This window comes from Nocardia vermiculata NBRC 100427, assembly GCF_001613265.1.
GTDB lineage: Bacteria > Actinomycetota > Actinomycetes > Mycobacteriales > Mycobacteriaceae > Nocardia > Nocardia vermiculata.
This window is the reverse complement of the sequence record NZ_BDCA01000004.1, coordinates 40,467-56,924: the sequence shown is the minus strand read 5'-3', so window position 1 is coordinate 56,924 and position 16,458 is coordinate 40,467. Positions and strand designations below refer to the sequence as shown.

The 16,458-nt window shown below is 66.5% G+C and carries 16 protein-coding genes; 9 read left to right on the top strand and 7 right to left on the bottom strand.

Going from position 1 to position 16,458, the window contains the following annotated elements:
- Position 1 precedes the first annotated feature (1 nt).
- The 4 genes from NV2_RS07105 to NV2_RS07090 all read left to right on the top strand — a co-directional run bounded on the left by NV2_RS07105 (position 2) and on the right by NV2_RS07090 (position 4,186).
- On the top strand, positions 2-511 hold the full coding sequence (locus NV2_RS07105; protein WP_084474073.1) for a MarR family winged helix-turn-helix transcriptional regulator: 510 nt from the start codon (positions 2-4) through the stop codon (positions 509-511).
- Positions 508-2,283, top strand: coding sequence for a chloride channel protein (locus NV2_RS07100; RefSeq protein ID WP_067870744.1), 1,776 nt, complete (start codon positions 508-510; stop codon positions 2,281-2,283). Before NV2_RS07105 ends, NV2_RS07100 begins: the two co-directional genes overlap by 4 nt.
- Positions 2,284-2,395: 112 nt before the next feature.
- Positions 2,396-3,436: a tellurite resistance/C4-dicarboxylate transporter family protein gene (locus NV2_RS07095; RefSeq protein WP_067870743.1), complete on the top strand. Its 1,041-nt coding sequence runs from the start codon at positions 2,396-2,398 to the stop codon at positions 3,434-3,436.
- An 84-nt stretch (positions 3,437-3,520) separates the two neighbouring features.
- The gene (locus NV2_RS07090; RefSeq protein ID WP_067870742.1) at positions 3,521-4,186 is read left to right on the top strand and encodes a LutC/YkgG family protein; all 666 of its coding nucleotides are present in this window, start codon (positions 3,521-3,523) and stop codon (positions 4,184-4,186) included.
- A 439-nt stretch (positions 4,187-4,625) separates the two neighbouring features.
- Here NV2_RS07090 and NV2_RS07085 read toward each other — a convergent pair whose 3' ends face one another.
- Positions 4,626-6,146, bottom strand: a complete 1,521-nt coding sequence (locus NV2_RS07085) for an MFS transporter (RefSeq protein ID WP_067870741.1) — start codon at positions 6,144-6,146, stop codon at positions 4,626-4,628.
- Between the two features lie 182 nt (positions 6,147-6,328).
- On the opposite strand from NV2_RS07085, the gene NV2_RS07080 reads away from it, so the two are divergent.
- Complete coding sequence (locus NV2_RS07080; protein WP_084474065.1) at positions 6,329-7,096, top strand: TetR/AcrR family transcriptional regulator; 768 nt, start codon at positions 6,329-6,331, stop codon at positions 7,094-7,096.
- A gap of 75 nt (positions 7,097-7,171) precedes the next feature.
- Here NV2_RS07080 and NV2_RS07075 read toward each other — a convergent pair whose 3' ends face one another.
- Together NV2_RS07075 and NV2_RS07070 are read right to left on the bottom strand one after the other, a co-directional pair.
- Entirely contained in the window at positions 7,172-8,650 is a 1,479-nt protein-coding gene (locus NV2_RS07075) for a catalase (protein WP_067870740.1), read from the bottom strand.
- A 44-nt stretch (positions 8,651-8,694) separates the two neighbouring features.
- Positions 8,695-9,138, bottom strand: coding sequence for a Fur family transcriptional regulator (locus NV2_RS07070; protein WP_067870739.1), 444 nt, complete (start codon positions 9,136-9,138; stop codon positions 8,695-8,697).
- A gap of 166 nt (positions 9,139-9,304) precedes the next feature.
- Here NV2_RS07070 and NV2_RS07065 point away from each other — a divergent pair, with 166 nt between their 5' ends.
- Both NV2_RS07065 and NV2_RS32640 read left to right on the top strand, forming a co-directional pair.
- Positions 9,305-10,651 carry a serine hydrolase domain-containing protein gene (locus NV2_RS07065; protein WP_067870738.1) on the top strand — a complete coding sequence of 449 codons (1,347 nt, stop codon included), beginning with the start codon at positions 9,305-9,307 and terminating at the stop codon, positions 10,649-10,651.
- Between the two features lie 100 nt (positions 10,652-10,751).
- Positions 10,752-11,336 carry a TetR/AcrR family transcriptional regulator gene (locus NV2_RS32640; protein ID WP_067870737.1) on the top strand — a complete coding sequence of 195 codons (585 nt, stop codon included), beginning with the start codon at positions 10,752-10,754 and terminating at the stop codon, positions 11,334-11,336.
- 62 nt (positions 11,337-11,398) lie between these two features.
- Here the strand turns inward: NV2_RS32640 and NV2_RS07055 are convergent, their stop codons facing one another.
- From NV2_RS07055 to NV2_RS30690, 3 genes are read right to left on the bottom strand one after another with little or no spacing between them, the layout of a single operon-like run.
- On the bottom strand, positions 11,399-12,433 hold the full coding sequence (locus NV2_RS07055; protein WP_067870736.1) for an aspartate-semialdehyde dehydrogenase: 1,035 nt from the start codon (positions 12,431-12,433) through the stop codon (positions 11,399-11,401).
- A 2-nt stretch (positions 12,434-12,435) separates the two neighbouring features.
- Positions 12,436-13,701, bottom strand: coding sequence for an aspartate kinase (locus tag NV2_RS07050; protein ID WP_067870735.1), 1,266 nt, complete (start codon positions 13,699-13,701; stop codon positions 12,436-12,438).
- A gap of 59 nt (positions 13,702-13,760) precedes the next feature.
- Positions 13,761-14,117 (bottom strand): SgcJ/EcaC family oxidoreductase, encoded by a 357-nt coding sequence (locus NV2_RS30690; protein ID WP_168436089.1) that lies wholly within the window; start codon positions 14,115-14,117, stop codon positions 13,761-13,763.
- Between the two features lie 27 nt (positions 14,118-14,144).
- Between NV2_RS30690 and NV2_RS07040 the strand changes: the two genes are divergently transcribed.
- A complete protein-coding gene (locus NV2_RS07040) occupies positions 14,145-14,564 on the top strand; it encodes a secondary thiamine-phosphate synthase enzyme YjbQ (protein ID WP_067870905.1) in 420 nt (139 codons plus the stop codon).
- A 579-nt stretch (positions 14,565-15,143) separates the two neighbouring features.
- Entirely contained in the window at positions 15,144-15,602 is a 459-nt protein-coding gene (locus NV2_RS07035; RefSeq protein WP_067870733.1) for an SRPBCC family protein, read from the top strand.
- Here NV2_RS07035 and NV2_RS07030 read toward each other — a convergent pair.
- Positions 15,587-16,432 (bottom strand): ion transporter, encoded by an 846-nt coding sequence (locus tag NV2_RS07030; RefSeq protein WP_245662488.1) that lies wholly within the window; start codon positions 16,430-16,432, stop codon positions 15,587-15,589. The two genes, NV2_RS07035 and NV2_RS07030, sit on opposite strands and share 16 nt — an antisense overlap.
- Positions 16,433-16,458: the final 26 nt, after the last annotated feature.

Genomic DNA, 16,458 nt, shown 5'->3' with positions numbered 1-16,458 from the left:
AATGCAAGACCATGAGGGGTCTCCCGCGCCACTCTCTGTCGCGGGAGAACACGACGAGACAGCAGAAATCGAAGCGCTCGAGGCACTGACCAGAATGCTGGTCTCGATCGCCTGGGACAGTGCCCACGCCGCACCTCCCGGGGTGACCTTTCCGCAGATGCGCTTCCTGCTGATCCTGCAGGCGTTGGGCCGGGTGTCGTCCTCGAAACTGGCCGGGGCACTCGGCGTCAACGCCTCATCGGTCACGCGGCTCGCCGACAAGCTGGAGACTCGTGGCTACGCCGTGCGCGGCACCGATCCACACAACCGCAGCGTCGTCACCGTCGAGGTCACCGATGCCGGCCGGGCGGTGGTCGATCAGGTACTGCAACGCCGCAACGTCGCCTTCGGCGCGCTGCTCGACGGACTGGATCCCGAGGCCCGCGCCCGCGCACTGGCCGCCGCCACCGATCTCGTCCGAGCGGCCGCCACCACCCCGCTCATCGCCTGGACCGGGCCGGGTGCGCTGTGAGCGGACATACTCGAGCAGCCCATCTGGGCGATTTCCAGGTCACCCCACGATTACTGCGCATCGCGGCCCTCGCGGTCCCGGTCGGCGGCGCGGCGGCAGTGGCCGCCTACATTCTGCTGAAACTGATCGCGCTGATCACGAATCTGGTTTTCTACCAGCGCATCAACACCGAGATGGTGGCGCCGGGGGCCGCCCATCACCCCTGGTGGCTGGTGCTCACCGCTCCGGTCGTGGGCGGCCTGATCATCGGCGTGATGGCCCGTTACGGCTCGGAGAAGATCCGCGGCCACGGTATGCCCGAGGCGATCGAGGCCATCCTGACCGGCGGATCCCGGGTGCAGCCCCGCGTCGCGGTGCTCAAGCCGGCCTCGGCGGCCATCAGCATCGGTTCCGGCGGGCCGTTCGGCGCGGAGGGGCCGATCATCATGACCGGCGGCGCCGTGGGCTCGATCCTGGCGCAGTTTCTGAAACTGTCCGCCGACGAACGTAAAACACTGCTGGTGGCGGGCTCCGCAGCCGGAATGGCGGCCACCTTCAACGCCCCGCTCGCCGCGATCCTGCTCGCGGTGGAACTGCTGCTGTTCGAGTGGCGCCCGCGCAGTTTCATTCCGGTGGTGGCCGCCGTGGTCACCGGAACGATCTGCCGCTGGGCACTGCTCGGCGACGGGCCCATCTTCCCGGTGCCGACCGACGGGCTGAACCCGGGCGCCCTCGCCGACGGCCTGGCGCTGATCCCCGGCATCACCGGCGGCCTGCTGGCGATCGCCGCCACCGCGATGGTGTATTTCGCGGAGGACTCCTTCGCCAAACTCCCGGTGCACTGGATGTGGTGGCCGGCGATCGGCGGGCTGATCATCGGTGTCGGCGGGCTGTTCGAACCGCGCGCACTGGGCGTCGGCTACGACGTCATCGACCAACTGCTCACCGGCCACGCCACCATGTCGCTGATCGTCGGCATCCTGGTGGTCAAGACACTGATCTGGTCGCTGTCGCTGGGGTCGGGAACCTCCGGCGGGGTGCTGGCCCCGGTCTTCATGATCGGCGCCGCGCTGGGCGCGGCCGAAGGCGGCCTGCTGCCCGAGGTGACCCCGGGCTTCTGGGCGATGTGCGGGCTGGCCGCGGTGGTCGGCGGTGTGATGCGGTCCCCGCTGACCGGCATCGTATTCACCTGCGAACTCACCCACGCCTGGAACGATGTGATGCCGTTGGCGGTCGCCTCGGTCTCGGCGTACGCGGTCTCGGTACTGCTGCTCAAGCGATCCGTACTCACCGAGAAGATCGCGCGCCGGCGCCTGCACCTCACCCGCGAATACACCACCGATCCGCTGGAGACGTTCTTCGCCCACGAGGTGATGACGGCCGAGCCGATGATTCTCGAATCCGATCAGCTCACCGATGCGGTGCTGCCGCACACCCATTACGCCGGGCTGTATCCGGTGCTGGACCGCTCGGGCGCCTTGGTCGGCGTCACTACCAAGCAGGTGCTCCAGCATCACCGCGGCGCTGCAGTCGCCGCGGCGACGCTGGAGATCCGGACCTCCGTGCACCCGGACAACACGCTGCGCGAGGTGGCGAATGCGCTGGCCCTGGCACATGTGACCGCGGCACCCGTGGTCGAGCGCGACGATCCGGCCACACTGTGCGGCATCATCACCCTCGAACAGCTGCTCCATGCACGCCGGCAGGACCTGCACGAGGAACACCACCGCGAACGTCTGCTCGTGGTGCGCGACGACCCCGCGGTCGAGCGCGAGAAGGTTGCCGTCTCCTGATCGCGACACGCTTCACCGGCAGCCCCGTTCCTGCGGCGCCCCGGTGGAGCACGCTCGACAGTGCCCGGTGTTGTTACCACCGGTACCGGCCGTCGCGTGGAACACTCACGCTGTGAACGAGTCGTTCGGGCGGCGAATGCGTTTCGTGGCCGATCTCGGGCCCGGCTGGTTCGCCTCGGTAATGGCGACCGGCATCGTCTCGCGCGCGGTGGGTGCCGCGGGCTGGTCCTGGGGCGGGACCGCGCTGCTGATCCTCGGCCTGATCGCCTACGTCGTTCTCCTGCTCGCCACGGCCGTGCGGATCGGATGGTTCCGGGACCGGGTGGTGGCCGATGCCCTGAACCCGGCCACCGGCTTCACCTATCTGGCCTTCGTGGCCGCGACCGGGGTGATGTCGGCGGGGCTGTCCCGGCACGGGTGGATCGGCGCCGCGCTGGTGCTGTTGCTGGTGGCGGTGCTGTCGTGGGGAGTGCTGTGTTACGTGATCCCGGCGCTGTTGATGCTGCACCACGGTGGGCCCACAACGGTCACCGGCGCAAACGGGACGTGGTTCCTGTGGGTGGTCGGCACGCAATCGGTCGCGGTGGCCGCGACCGCACTGCCGCAGCCGTGGAGTCAGCGCTTCGCGGTCCCCGCGCTGCTGTGCTGGTCGGTGGGCGTGGTGCTGTACGGATTCGTGGCCACGGTGGTACTCGGCAGCCTGTTCAGCACCTCGCTGACCGAGCAGCGCCTGGCCCCTACGTACTGGATCTTCATGGGTGCCACCGCAATCAGCGTGCTGGCCGGCACCCAGATATTGGAGAAGCGCGCGGTAGGGCTGATCGTGACCGTGCGGCCGATGATCGAGGGATCGGTGCTGGTGTTGTGGGCTTTCGGCAGCTGGCTGGTGCCGTTGCTGCTGGCCGCCGGGATCTGGCGCCATGTGATCCGGCATTTCGGGCTGAGTTACGAACCCGGCCTGTGGAGCATCGTCTTCCCGGTGGGGATGTACGGCGTCGGGACTGCCGAGCTGGGCACGGCCACCGGCCAGCAGTGGATGGTCGATTTCGGCCACGGGGAGGCCTGGGTAGCGCTGGCGGTGTGGACGGCAACTGCGGCGGACCTGGTCATCACCTCGAGCCGGCGTCGGCGCCGCATCGAATCCACACCGTGAACTCGCCTGCTCCTACCTCACGGTAGCCTGGTGCCGATGCAGTATCCGGCGGGAGGGCCGGAGTTATCGAACGGGAGATACACGGTGACCTCGCGGGAGGATTTCCTGCGCCGCGTGCGCGATGCCCTCGAGGCGCTACCCGATGACGAACGCACGGTGCCGGTTCCACGCAACTATCAGCGCCATGCACCGGTGACCTCGGCCGAGGACCAGGCCGCCGTCATCGAACTGTTCACCGAGCGGCTCGAGCACTACGGCGCTCAGGTCCATCGGACCGATGCCGAGCAGGTGAGTACCACCATCGATGTGGCTCTGCGCGGCCACGGCGCGGTTTCCGCGCTCGCCCCCGACGGTCTTCCCGAGGACTGGCTGTCGGATTGGGCTGCCGCCGCGGAGCATCGGGTTCTCGACGACCAACCCCAGCTGTCGGTACTGGACCGCGAACGCACCGATGCCGTCGTCACCGCGTGCGCCGGTGCGGTCGCCGACGCCGGAACGCTGATTCTCGACGGTGGGCCCGGTCAATGCCGCCGCGACGCGGCCGTCCTGGCGGACTGCCATATCTGCGTGGTCCGTGCCGACCAGATCGACCATTCGCTCCCCCAGGTCCTCGACAAGCTGGACCCCCGCCGATCCATCACCTGGTTCGGCGGCCCCACCGTGATGACCGACCCGGAGGCCGACACCGGCCGGGTCGGCGGCGTCATCGAGGAGACCGAACGGCGGCTGATCGTCGTCATCGTGGGCTGAACTACACAAGCGCCCGTTAAGTGCGCGGCAAGCACTCCCCGGCATTGTTGATCTCGACACCGGGAGTGCTCCTGCCGCGAGAGGGGGCGGCAGGATCACCACCCGGCGCACACCGAGCCGATCCGCTCGGCCTGTCCACGAGGGTTGACAGACCGCGCGGATCGTCGGCGTTCCGGCGGCTCCCCGGATTGGGCCGCCGATCTCCGCAGTCTCCGCCGAGGCGAGGCGGCAGCGGAATCCATCTCGAGGAATGATGGAGGTATGGAAACTGCGGTCGTCTTGGTATTGGCTTGCCTGGTCTACTGGTGGGGACTGATCTGAGCCCGGTGCCGGCTTCCCGGCTCGCCCGCGGGCTTCGCGTCCGCGGGAGACGCAGCCCGCACCCGGCTGGTCGGCGAGTTTCCACCAGCCCTGGTCGGTAGTCCTCGATCAGACCTGGTCAGCGGCTTTCGACCAGTTCCCCGGATTCGTCCGGGTCTGTCTGTGCCGCACCATTCTTCGCATTCCGCATCAGCAGCATCGCCACCACCGCGGCGACCACCGCACCCGCCGCGCCGACCGCGAATGCCGCCTGCATACCCGAGCTGAAGGCCGCACGCGCGAGGCCGGCCAGCACGTCGTCACCGGTACCGAGCGCCCCCGCGATCGACTCACGCGCCGAGGCCGGTGCCGAATCCGGCATATCCGCCGCATAGGTACCGGCAAGAATTGCGCCGAGGACGGCCACGCCCAGAGCGCCGCCGGTCTGCTGAATGGTGTCGTTGAGTGCGGAACCGACACCGGCATGCTCGGTGGGCACCGCGCTCATCAGGGCACCGATCGCGGCGGGCATCGCCAGTCCGGCACCGGCACCGAGCAGGGCCATGGCCAGGGCGGGCAACCAGAAGCCGGTACCCGCGTCGAGGGTCGCCAATACCCCGAAACCGGCGGCGACGATCACCAAGCCCACCACCGTGACGATTTTCGCGCCGAGCTTCGGCACCGCACCTGCCCCCAGCGCATTGAATGCGAGCAGCGCCACCGCCATCGGGGTGAATGCCAGCGCGGTGCGCATCGGCGAGTAGTCGAGGACGAACTGCAGATATTGGGTCAGCACCAGAACCAGTCCGCCGTTGGCGAAGGTGACCAGTACCAGCGAGAAGCTGGAACCGGTGAAGGTGCGGTCGGCGAACAACTGCAGCGGGACCATTGGTGCATCCGTCCGCAGCTCACGCACGACGAAACCGCTCAGGGCGATGAGCGCAACGACCGCCGCGGCGAGAGTTCCGGCATCGGTCCACCCACGCTGCGGCACCGCGATGATCGTCCATACCAGCGCTGCCATCCCGACGCTGGACAGCACGATGCCCGGCAGATCGGGTGTGCGCCACGGCCCCTTCGATTCCGGCATCAGGACCAGGGCCGCCACGATGGCGAGGCCGGCGATCGGCACGTTCATCAGGAATACCGAACCCCACCAGAAGTGCTCGAGCAGGACGCCGCCGAGGACCGGACCGCCGACCATCCCCAGGGTGGCCACCGCACTCCAGGCCGCGATCGCTTTCGGCCGTTCCCGGTCATCGAACACGGTGATCAGGATCGACAGGGTGCTGGGCATGATCAGCACCCCGCCGATACCCATCAGGACACGTCCGGCGATCAGCAGTTCCGGGCTGCCTGCATAGGCGGCCAGCAGTGAGGCGGCGCCGAAGACCACCAGACCGATCACCATGACCAGGCGCCGGCCGAAGCGGTCGGAGAGGATGCCGGAGGTGAGCAGCAGACCGGCGAACACCAGCAGGTAGGCATCGATGATCCACTGAATCTGCTGGGCGTCGGCGTGCAGGTTCGTCGCGATCTGCGGGATCGCCACGGTGAGCACCATATTGTCGATCACCAGCACCAGCGAGCTGAGGCACAACACGACCAGGATCAGCCAGCGGCGCGAGCTGCCGATCGAGGTCGATTCCGAACTATCCATTGCCGAACCTTTCGATATCTCTCGAAATCCTCGAGCGCACACCGTACGCTATTCCGTACACTGTACGGTCACCGCACAGTGTTCGGCAAGGGTACGGCGTGCGGGGGTTCGAACAATGTACGGACCGGGCTATGCTGGTGCCGGAGTTGGACAGGGGATCAGCAGGATCCGAAGGGAGAGCCATGGCGCCGCACCCGGAGCCGACCGCGCCCACCGAGGCGAGCGAGTCCGCACCCGCGCAGCTGCAATCGGTGTGGACTCGGGAGCAGCGCCGGCGGCGCGAGCAACCGGCATTGAGCCGCGAGCAGATCGTTGCCGAGACCATCGCACTGCTCGATACCGACGGTTTCGAAGCGCTGAGCATGCGCAAGCTGGGCACCCGGCTCGGCGCGGGCGCGACATCGCTCTACACGCATGTGGCCAACAAGGACGAACTACTGGAACTCGTGGTCGACGAGGCCTTCGGCGAACTGCGATTGCCGACCGGCACCGCGGCCGATTGGCGTGCCACGATGCTCGAGTTGTGCCGCGACATCCGCCGGATCATGTTGCGGCACCCATGGATTCCCGTGGTGATGAGCAGTGCGGGCCTGGCCTATCTGGGCCCGAACATGATGCGGTTGTCCGAATCGCTGCTGACCATCCTGGAGAACGCCGGGTTCGGCCCGTCGGCCGCGGACCGCGCCTCGAATACCTTGTTGGCCTACGTCATCGGCACCAGCTCGACCGAGGCGGCGATGCTCACCTCGGTGACCCGTAGCGGGCTGGCCGAGCAGGAATGGTTCGCCCGGTTCATGGCTGCCGCGGAAAGTGCCGCGCGACCGTATCCGCGGATCTACCGGAGCTATCTCGACCAGCGCGGCGGTGATTCCGCGCGAATCCGGGAAGAGAACTTCGACGAGGAAATCGGGCTCATCATGGACGGGTTACATGCCCGGCGGCACGCCTGAGCCCTCGCGGTCCCTTCCGAAACGACGACGGGCCCGCATCGCCTACCGCGATGCGGGCCCGTCGGTCCGATGCTGTCAGTCGTTGCCGTTCGATCCGGCCCGGACACCTTCCTCGATGCGCTTGCCGATCTCGGGGTCGACGTTCTTCCAGTACTCGAAGACCCGGCCGAGCACCGGTTCCCGGACGCCGCCCAGCACGTGGCCGACCACATTGCTCACCAGCCGGTCACGCTGTTCGTCGTCGAAGACCTCGCGGACCAGTGTGCCGGGCTGCGCCCAGTCACTGTCCTCGGCGTGCTGCAGGTAGCCGGCCCGGACCTGTTCTGGTTCGAAGCTCCACGCCGCCTCCTCCGGCGCCGCCGCGGGATCGGCATGCGGGCCGCCGAAGGAGTTGGGCGCGTACACCGGCACCTCCGGCGCGTTGAATTCGTACCGCATGGCGCCCTCCTTCGAGTAGGAGTTCACCTCGGCTGCCCGCGGACGATTCGAGGGCAGCTGATGGTAGTTGGTGCCGATGCGATACCGATGCGCGTCGGCATAGGCGAACACCCGGCCCAGCAGCATCTTGTCGGGTGAATAACCGATACCCGGCACGATGGCCGACGGCTCGAACGCGGCCTGTTCGATTTCGACGAAGTAGTTGCGCGGGTTGCGGTTCAGCGTCCACGTGCCGACCTCGATCAGCGGGTAGTCCTGCTTCGACCACACCTTGGTCAGGTCGAACGGGTTGAAGCGATAGTTCGCCGCCTCGCCCACCGGCATCACCTGGACATACACGGTCCAACTGGGGAATTCACCCCGCTCGATGGCGTCCCACAGATCCTGGCGGTGGTAGTCGGGATCGGTGCCGGCCAACGTGTCGGCCTCGGCCTGGGTCAGATGCTGCTGCCCCTGATCGGTCTTGAAGTGGTACTTCACCCAGAAGCGCTCCCCCTCGGCGTTGATCCACTGGTAGGTGTGCGAGCCGTAGCCGTTCATGTGGCGATAGGTCTTCGGAATGCCACGATCGCCCATCAACCAGGTCACCTGATGTGCGGTCTCGGGTCGCAGGGTCCAGAAGTCCCACTGCATGTTGTGATCGCGAAGTCCGCTGTCGGGCAGGCGCTTCTGCGACCGGATGAAGTCGGGGAACTTGATCGGGTCCTTGATGAAGAACACCGGGGTGTTGTTGCCGACCAGGTCGTAGTTGCCGTCGGGCGTGTAGAACTTGATCGCGAAACCGCGTGGGTCACGCCAGGTGTCGGGGCTGCCCTGCTCACCGGCGACGGTGGAGAACCGGGCCAGTGATTCGGTCCGCGCACCGGGCTGGAACAGCGCCGCCTTGGTGAAGCGACTGACGTCGTTGGTCACGACCAGCTCACCGAATGCGCCCGCACCCTTGGCATGCACGATGCGCTCGGGCACCCGCTCCCGGTTGAACTGCGCCAGCTTCTCGATCAGGTAGTGATCGTGCAGGAGAATCGGGCCTTCGGTGCCCGCGGTCAGCGATTCGTTGTCGCTGGGTACCGGGGTTCCGGTGTTGGTCGTCGTGGGTTTGGTCGTCGACTCTGTCATCGAATCCTCCTGTAGTGGTGCTACTGCCCGGGAGGAGACCCGGACTATCGAGGTGAAGCGTCACCGGAGCGCCGGCACTGTGGACACAGGCCCCAGTACACGACCTCGGCCTCGTCGATCGTGAAACCGTGCGTGTCCGATGGATCGAGGCAGGGCGCGCCACCCACGGCACAGTCCACGTCCACGACGGTGTTGCAACTCCTGCACACCAGATGGTGGTGGTTGTCGGCGATACGGGCCTCGTACAACGCCGGCGATCCGGCCGGTTCGATACGGCGCAGCAGGCCGGCGCCCACACAGGCGTGGAGTACGTCGTAGACGGCCTGGGTGGACACCGAACCCAGCTGCGCACGCACCGTGGCGGTGACCCGGTCGGCGTCCGAATGCGGTTGGGCTGCTACCGCTTCCAACACCGCCACCCGCGGGCGGGTAACCCGCAAGCCGACCTCGCGTAAGCGCTGTCGTGGATCGAAGCCCTCGGTGTGCATGAACCCAGTCTGCCCATTTTCTGGAATAAGTCAAGAAAAGAGTGTGGCGGTGTGTCGCGCACCTCATCGGGCACATGCGGCCACGAACGCTCCGGCCTATTCCGTTTTGGTTGCGGGCGTTGCGTGTTGACCATCGACACCGACACCGCCGGTTTAGCCTCGACCCATGGGACGCCTACGTGGTTGGGTGATCGGGGCTGTGACGACGATGCTGATCGGTGGACTCTGCACCACCCCGGCACAGGCGCAACCGGGCGGTGAAACACACTGCACGCCCACCTCCGGCCGGGAGTTCGCCACCGCATCCCCCGAGGCAGTGGGTATGGACACCGACCGCCTCGCCGCGGCCGTGAACTTCGCATCCGAGCGAAACCGGCTCGACATCAAGGTATTCAGACACAACTGCCTGGTCGGCTCCGGTCCACACAACGAGACGGCAGGCACGGTCGCATGGAACGTCTGGAGCGTCACCAAGTCCGTCGTATCGCTGATCGCCGGCATCGCCCGGGACCAGGGCCGGCTGGACCTGAATGCTCCGATCGGCACCTACCTGCCACCCGGGCTCGGCGATGCCGCCCATCGCGCGATCACGGTCGAGAATCTGTTGACCGAGACCTCCGGCCTGCGCGTCGGCGTGGTCAACGAGGGAATATCCGGTGTCGTCCCGGTCGATCCGAACAGCGCCGTACAGGCCCTGGGGCTGCGGTTCGATAGTCCTCCCGGAACCGAATTCTCCTACAGCCAGCGCAATGTCGACCTGCTGTCGTATGTGGTGGAGTTGGCGGTCGGCGAACCACTACAGCAGTTCGCGCAGCGGGAACTGTTCTCCCCCTTGGGTATCGAACGTGGCGACTACTACTGGGCCCGAGACCGCTCCGGCCACACCTACGGTTACGCCCACCTGTTCATCCCACCCGACGACCTGGCAAAACTCGCACTCCTGGTCAGCTCGAACGGCCGGTGGGACGGACGGCAGGTGATCTCGGCGGACTATCTGCACCGGGCGCAGCAGCCGGGCGCCACCCACACCTGTTACGGCTACCTGTTCTGGGTGGGCCCGGGCTGCATCGAGATGCCGGCCTTCCTGCCCGCGGATGTGTTCACCATGTCCGGCATGGGCCTGCAGAACGCCTTCTTCATTCCCAGCCTGGATCTCACCGTCGTGTGGACCGGAATCTTCGGCAACCACAGTTCGGGCGGCCCAGCCGGGATCCTGCAGAACCCGACCGAACTGACCTGGAAATTCTTCCGGCGACTGCTCGCCGCATTCCAGGACCCGCCGATCCCCGACCCCGGACCGTATACCGAGCCGCCGGTCACGCTGGACCCGCGCGCCTTTTTCGACCCGAACATCAGCCTGGCCCTGTTCGGTATCGGCCCGGATGCCTATCCCGACTGCAACGTGCTGTCCTGCCTGAACACTCCCCTGGCCGCACCGTTCGCCGACACGCCACCCGGCTGCCTCCTGGTGGTGTGCCTGGGGCCCGACCCTCGCACGCCGGGCATCCACTGAGCCGAGCCCGGCATGTGAAAGTTCCGGGCCGGATATCGGCGAGCACGGATAAGCGGAACGTCTGCCCCGCTTATCCGTGCTCTGCAGGTAGACTTTCGCTGTGGCGCAGAATCAGACAGCAGAGGCCGGGGCGGCACCGCGGCGCGCCCTACGTGCCGATGCTCGCCGCAATCGTGAACGGGTGCTTTCGGCCGCACGCGCAGCCTTCGCGGCGGAAGGCATTTCGGTGCCGCTGGACGAGATCGCACGCCGCGCCGGAGTGGGGCCCGGCACCGTGTACCGCCACTTCCCCACCAAGGAAGCCCTGTTCCAGGCCGCGATCGTGGACAATATCGAGCGAATGATCGACTATGCGCGCGGCTTGGAGAACGCCGACGATCCGGGCGCGGCCTTCTTCGAACTCCTCGGCCACATGGTCGCCCAGGGCGGCGTGAAGCGCGACCTCGCCGAGGCCCTCGGCGGTCACGAGACGATCGAGATCACCGGCCCCACCATGGAATTCAAAGAAGTGGCCGCGCGAATTCTGGCCCGTGCACAGGAAGCCGGCGCGGTCCGCACCGATATCGACGGCGAGGACCTCCTGCGCACCCTCAAGGGCGCCTTCGCCGTCACCCATACCGCGACCGCCGAGCAGCGCGCCCGCACCTTCGCCATCGTCTTCGACGGTTTGCGCACCTGCCGCTGATCGCAGCCGCCGGGCAGACGAATGGGCCGCCCTGATCCGGACGGCCCATTCGAAAAGATCTGTCAGCGCTGCGCCAGCAGCACCTCCGCGATCTGAATGGTGTTGAGCGCGGCGCCCTTACGCAGATTGTCGCCCGCGACGAATAGGGCCAGGCCGCGTCCCTCGGGTGCACCGGGGTCCTGACGGATCCGGCCGACCAGCGATTCGTCCTTACCCGCCGCCTCCAGTGGAGTCGGCACATCGACGAGCCGCACCCCCGGTGCCGCACCCAGCAACTGCTGCGCCCGCTCGACCGACAGCGGCCGATCGAACTCGGCGTTGATCGAGAGCGCATGGCCGGTGAAGACGGGAACACGCACGCACGTACCGCTGACCAGCAGCTCGGGCAGGCCGAGAATCTTGCGGCTCTCGTTGCGCAGCTTCTGATCCTCGTCGGTCTCACCGGAGCCGTCGTCGACCAGCGAGCCGGCCAGCGGCAGCACATTGAACGCGATCGGCGCGACATATTTGTTCGGCGCCGGGAACTGCACGGCGCTGCCGTCGTGGGTCAGCTTCTCGGCGTCACCGATGACCGCGCGTACCTGCGAGGCCAGCTCCTCCACACCGGCGAGGCCGCTACCGGACACGGCCTGGTAGCTGGAGATGACCAGGCGCCGGAGCCCGGACTCGGAGTGCAGCGGCTTCAGCACCGGCATCGCGGCCATCGTGGTGCAGTTCGGGTTGGCGATGATGCCCTTGACCAGATTCCTGGTCTGCTCGGGATTCACCTCGCTGACCACCAGCGGCACCTCGGGGTCCTTACGCCAGGCCGAGGAATTGTCGACCACGGTGACACCGGCGGCGGCGAAGCGCGGCGCCTGCACCCGCGACATGGTCGCGCCGGCGGAGAACAGCGCGATATCGAGGCCGGAGGGGTCCGCGGTCTCGGTGTCCTCGACCACGATCTCGCCCCCCCGCCAGGGCAGCTTCTTCCCGGCCGAGCGGGACGAGGCGAAGAATCGCACCTCGTCGGCCGGAAAATTGCGCTGTTCCAGCAGTGCGCGCATCACAGCTCCGACCTGACCGGTCGCGCCCACAACTCCTACGCGTACACCCATGCTTATCGCCCCGTCCCGGCGTGGACGACCGCGACCTCGTCGCCGCCCAGATCGAAAGCCTTGTGCAGCACCTGCACCGCCTTGTCCAGATCGGTGTCGGTGACCAGCACCGAGATACGGATCTCGGACGTGGAGATGAGGTCGATGTTGATACCGGCGTTGGCCAGCGCCTCACAGAAGGTGGCGGTGACGCCGGGATGGCTCTTCATTCCCGCGCCGACCAGCGACACCTTGCCGATGTGATCGTCGTAGAGCACCTGCGAGAAACCGAGCTCGGCCTGCCGTTTGGTCAGAAACTCCACCGCCCGCGGGCCGTCGGCCTTGGGCAGGGTGAAGGTGATGTCGGTCTTGCCCGTCTCGATCTTGGAGATGTTCTGCAACACCATGTCGATGTTGATCTCGGCATCGGCGATGGCACGGAACACCTTGGCCGCATAGCCCGGCTCGTCCGGCAGGCCGACCACGGTCACCTTGTCCTCGCTGCGATCGTGCGCGACGCCGGTGAGAATTGCGTCCTCCAAGGGGATGTCCTCCATCGATCCGTAGATGTAGGTGCCCTTGCGGTCGGTATACGACGACCGCACGTGCACCGGAACGTTATAGCGGCGGGCGTACTCCACGCAGCGCAACATGAGCACCTTGGCGCCGGTCGCGGCCAGTTCGAGCATTTCCTCGAAACTGACCTGATCCAGCTTCTGCGCGTCCGGCACGATGCGCGGGTCGGAGGTGAACACTCCGTCGACATCGGTGTAGATCTCGCAGACATCGGCCTCGAGCGCGGCAGCGAGCGCGACCGCGGTGGTGTCGGAACCACCACGCCCCAGCGTGGTGATGTCACGGCTGTCCTGGGATACCCCCTGGAAGCCCGCGACCAGCACGATCATGCCCTCGTCGAGGGCGGTGCGCACCCGGGAGGGGGTGACGTCGATGATGCGTGCGTTGCCGTGCGTACCGGTGGTGACGACACCGGCCTGGGAGCCGGTGAACGAACAGGCTTCGGCACCGAGTGAATGAATCGCCATTGCGACGAGGGCGTTCGACATGCGCTCACCGGAGGTCAGCAGCATGTCCAGTTCGCGCGCCGGGGGCGCGGGAGCTACCTGCTGTGCCAGATCCAGGAGTTCGTCGGTGGTATCGCCCATGGCCGAGCAGACGACCACGACGTCGTGGCCCTGCTTCTTCGTCTCGACGATCCGCTCAGCGACGCGCCGGATTCGCTCGGCATTTTCGAGCGAAGATCCTCCGTACTTCTGAACGACGAGAGCCACAGTGGGGTCCTCCAAGATCGACTAGCTGCTGTTACCAGCTACCCAGACTACCGACCGGCCTACGCCGGTAGGCCGCCTACCTCCGGGCCGGGCAGCGCGGAGGCGCCCGTTCTCGCGTCGAATTTCGAGGTCAGCGCCACCATCAACCAGTGATATTCGGTGTTGTGGAATGCGGCGACCTCCCAGAGGCCGTTGCGGCGCACCGCAACCCATGTCTGCACCTTCGGATTACGGCGGTTGCGCTGCTGTTTTCCCTTCACCACCGCACCCCTGCCATGCGCCGGCGCGACGTCGGATGTGAGAAAGCGCACCTGGTCCGCCACACCGTCCGAATGGGCCCCCTTGTGAAACCGTTCGAACAGCGCGGCGTGGCACGCCTCGATATCGGTCCGGCCCCGGTGATACGGACTCCGCACAGCGCGCAGAGAGCGCAGGATGAGGGAATGGACAGCATCGAGATCGAACTGAGCACCGGCAAGCGCGAGGTCGTGCACGATCTCACCCCGCAGTGCGCCATGTTCTTACGTGAGGTCGCCGCGGGCGCGGACGGGTTACTGCACGTATTCGTGCCGCACGCCACCGCCGGAGTGGCCCTGATCGAACTGGGCGCGGGCAGTGACGACGATCTGCTGCGCGCACTGGGCGAGCTGCTGCCGGCCGACGATCGCTGGCGGCACGCCCACGGCTCGCAGGGACATGGCCGCTCGCACGTCATGCCGGCCATGATCGCGCCCTACGCCACCGTGCCGGTGCTGGGTGGTGACATGGCACTGGGCACCTGGCAATCGGTGGCGTTCGTGGACCTCAACGTCGATAACCCGATCCGGCGGGTACGCCTCTCTTTCCTGCGCGCGGCCAGTTGACCTTCGTGCCCGGCAGCTGCCGGTACGGGTAGTGCTGCCGAGAAGTGGGCAGCAGACTCCCGACAGGGCAGGACACACCGAAAACCCTGTGAAGCTTGTCACATAGCTTGTTGATGCCGACTGTGCAGCAATATGGCTGCGATCACAGGCCGGCCGACAGCAATATCGTGGAAATACTCGAAAGTCCGGGGAAAATATCGGACGCTCGTGGCGAGCGAATTCCGCGGCATCGTCACTCCGGGCGCCGAGGTCGATCGATACGGACGGTCCGCGTGATTTCCGCGAACAGGTCCACCACCACGGTTAACCGTGACCGCCGACTACGTCAAGCACTCTTCCCAGCACAGGGGATCGACAGGGATCATCTGTGGGTCGACCTCGCGAGCCGACGCATCCACCGCACGAACGGCGACGAGAGTTGCGCCGTCCGGCAGCGCGACCGCAAACGATGCGCCCCGATTGTGTCCAAATAAAACTGGACGGTCTCTGTAACTCTGGAACAGACCAAACGGTTGACGGCCGGGTGTGACCACGGAGACAATCGGCCGAAGCAGTTCGGGGGGTGGAGGACAGACAGACATGCGCACGAAGACCGACCACCGATTCATCATCGAGGTAGACGCCGACCAGGTGCACGACGCACTGATCGCCGTGGACCGGATCCCGGAGTGGTCGCCGGCACATCGTGATGTGCGCGTGGCGACCCGCGACGAATTCGACCGTCCGCGCCGGGTCTATGCAACCGTGACCACCCTGAACAACTCCGATCGCCAGGTGCTCGAGTACACCTGCACCGCAGACCGCATCGCCTGGGAAGTGGTAGAGAGTGCCGCCGGCGGCGGCGGTTCCGGCTGGTTCGATATCGAGGAGACCGACGACGGCACCGAGGTCTGGTACCACTCCGAGGTGTATCTGCCGATCCCCGTCCCCGGACTGCTGCTCAAGCGCACCCTGTCCCGGGCCAACGACGAGGCGGTCGCCAACCTCATCGAATACATCGAGAAATTCCCCTTCAGCGAGAACTACGAGGTCGGCTGAGACACCGGCATCTCGCCGGACCTCCGGCCGGGCATATCGCTGCGCGACGGCGGAGATACCGGCTCGCCGTCGCGCACGGCATCCCGCATCTGATCGATGTTTTCCCGCAGCACATCGCTGACCAGCTCATCGGTACGCGGATCGGCCAGCACCTGGAAGACGATCCGGAAACTGGTGTCGGCGATGGTGCGGATGATCTCGTCGTGGAACGGGACATAGCGAACCCGCCCGACCGCCGGATCGCGCTTGATCAATTCGAGCATCATCGCGTCCAGTTCGCCGCGGTTCTCCTCGAGCGCCGCGGCGATATTGCGGGTGTACTGCCCACGCTGCAGCACATCGGCGACCTGATCGAGCACCGCCATGGTCACCGGTCGCTTCACCGCCTCCACGATCACGCCCACCGAACGGTTGACCACCGCGGCGGTGACCCGATCACCGAAAGCCCGGTCGGCGACCCGGGCCAGCCGGACCAGGATCACCACGATGCGCAGCAACCGGAAGCCACGGAAGAACGGGCTGGTCACCGGGATCATGCCCAGCACCTCGTACCAATACACGAACGGGAAGGTCCACGACCAGTCCGCTCGGCGCCAGCGCCACAGGAATTCGGCCGCGAAGATGGCGCAGATCGAATAATCGACCACCATGATCACGTGATAGGTGTGGCCCGACACCGGGAAGAACGTGATCCAGCCGACCAGCACCACCGACACCACGGCCAGTACCAGCATGGCCATATCGGTCCACAGCGCCGGAGGTTTTCGGGGATACTCCTCGCGCACCGATCCGGTCACACCCGTGTGCTGCGGCAAAACGGTCCCTTCCACGTCGAATGGGTACCCGCCGAGACTAG